General features: G+C 40.7%; 2 protein-coding genes. Both read left to right on the forward strand.

The window, feature by feature from the left end; genetic code table 11:
• The first annotated feature begins 1 nt into the window (after position 1).
• On the forward strand, positions 2-580 hold the full coding sequence (locus Q0277_RS02245; protein ID WP_297995166.1) for a rhomboid family intramembrane serine protease: 579 nt from the start codon (positions 2-4) through the stop codon (positions 578-580).
• Between the two features lie 44 nt (positions 581-624).
• Positions 625-1,299 (forward strand): histidine phosphatase family protein, encoded by a 675-nt coding sequence (locus tag Q0277_RS02250; protein WP_297995169.1) that lies wholly within the window; start codon positions 625-627, stop codon positions 1,297-1,299.
• Positions 1,300-1,484: the final 185 nt, after the last annotated feature.

Below are 1,484 nucleotides of genomic sequence, written 5' to 3' on the forward strand. Positions count from 1 at the left end.
CGTGAAAAATTTAAGGAGCTTCATGCAAACAGGCAAATTTACTCTCGCGATCATCGCAGCGAATATCCTATTTTTCGTGATTTCATTCGCATTGGAATATTTTTTCGGCTTTAAGTCCTATCTATTTTTTGGGCTCAATCCGTATTTTTTCGAAGGGATGCCGTGGCAGTTACTAAGTTCATTTTTTATGCACGGCGGAGTGATGCATCTAGCGATGAATATGGCGGTTTTATATCAATTTGGTGGGATTTTAGAGCGAGCGTTCGGTGGGATAAAATTTACGCTATTTTACATCGTAGGCGGGCTGCTTAGTGGCGCTTTGTGTCTGATTTATATCCGTTATGCCATGAGCATGGGAGAAATCGTCAATATCGTAGGCGCTAGTGGCGCTATTTGCGTGCTTTTAGGCGTGATTGCTTATTTTGATGAACGCAATGCGGGTGGGATTTTTATCGCGATTTTGATAATGAGCTTTGCGCCGATGCTAATGGGCGTAAATGTAGCATGGTATGCGCACATAGCGGGATTTGTGGTCGGTTATGGCTTTGGAATAATCCAGAAAAAATTTAGAATTTTGTAGAATTTAACGCTAAATTTTACATAAAATTTTGTGAAAGGATGCAGATGAAACGGATATATTTTATAAGACATGCCGAGGCGCAAAGCGGCAACGGAAGCGATTTTGAGCGGATATTAAGCCAAGTGGGCGAACTTTGCGCAATTAAACTCGGAGAAAAGCTGCGTAGCTTGGGACTTACGCCTGATTTAATTATTACAAGCTCGGCTATACGCGCACTCCATACGGCGCAAATTATCGCTAATGCGTTGGATGCGATAAAAAGGGTAGCGTCATTGCGAGAGTTATATGACGCAAGCTTATGGGATTTGGCAAAGTTTGTTCGCAGCTTGGATGAGAAACGATTTTTTGGGTGCAGTGTGAATGTTGAAAAATACAATGCGGTTGGTCTGAGTAGCGAAAAACCTCGCGACGCAAACGCGGAAAATTCTGCTTTTAAGAGCGCTAAAATTCCCGCTAGCATTAGCGAAAATAATGCGCTATCTTGCAATGATGTGGAAATTTCTAGCACAGATGTTATGCAAAATTTTAATGCAGCTAGCGCAGAATGCGTATTTATCGTTGGACATAATCCGGCAATAGGCGGAATTTGCTCGCTTTTAGGCAAGAAGGAAGTCGATAAATTTCCTCCTTGTTCGATTTGCGGCTTAGAATTTAACATTCATAAATTCTCAGATATTACCGATCATAGCGGCAAAATGGTAATGTTACAACGCCCTTAATTACGCTTTTAACGCTTCATAATTACAATCGGGCGGCTCGTTGGTGCATTTAAAGCTACTTTTTGCCGAGCATTGCAATATGCTCGTGAAATAAGACTATATGGCAAAATAGCAAATTATTTTTGAGATAACTTTAAATTTTAAAAAATTTCCAATGATGTGGCTTGCCTTGAAAATCGTGGACT

Origin of the sequence: uncultured Campylobacter sp. (assembly GCF_938030815.1) — a bacterium.
Classification (GTDB): Bacteria; Campylobacterota; Campylobacteria; order Campylobacterales; family Campylobacteraceae; genus Campylobacter_B.

What these genes read in the sequence shown, in the direction of transcription:
- Q0277_RS02250 (WP_297995169.1), top strand. Translation starts at nt 625, where the DNA reads ATGAAACGGATATATTTTATAAGACATGCCGAGGCGCAAAGCGGCAAC.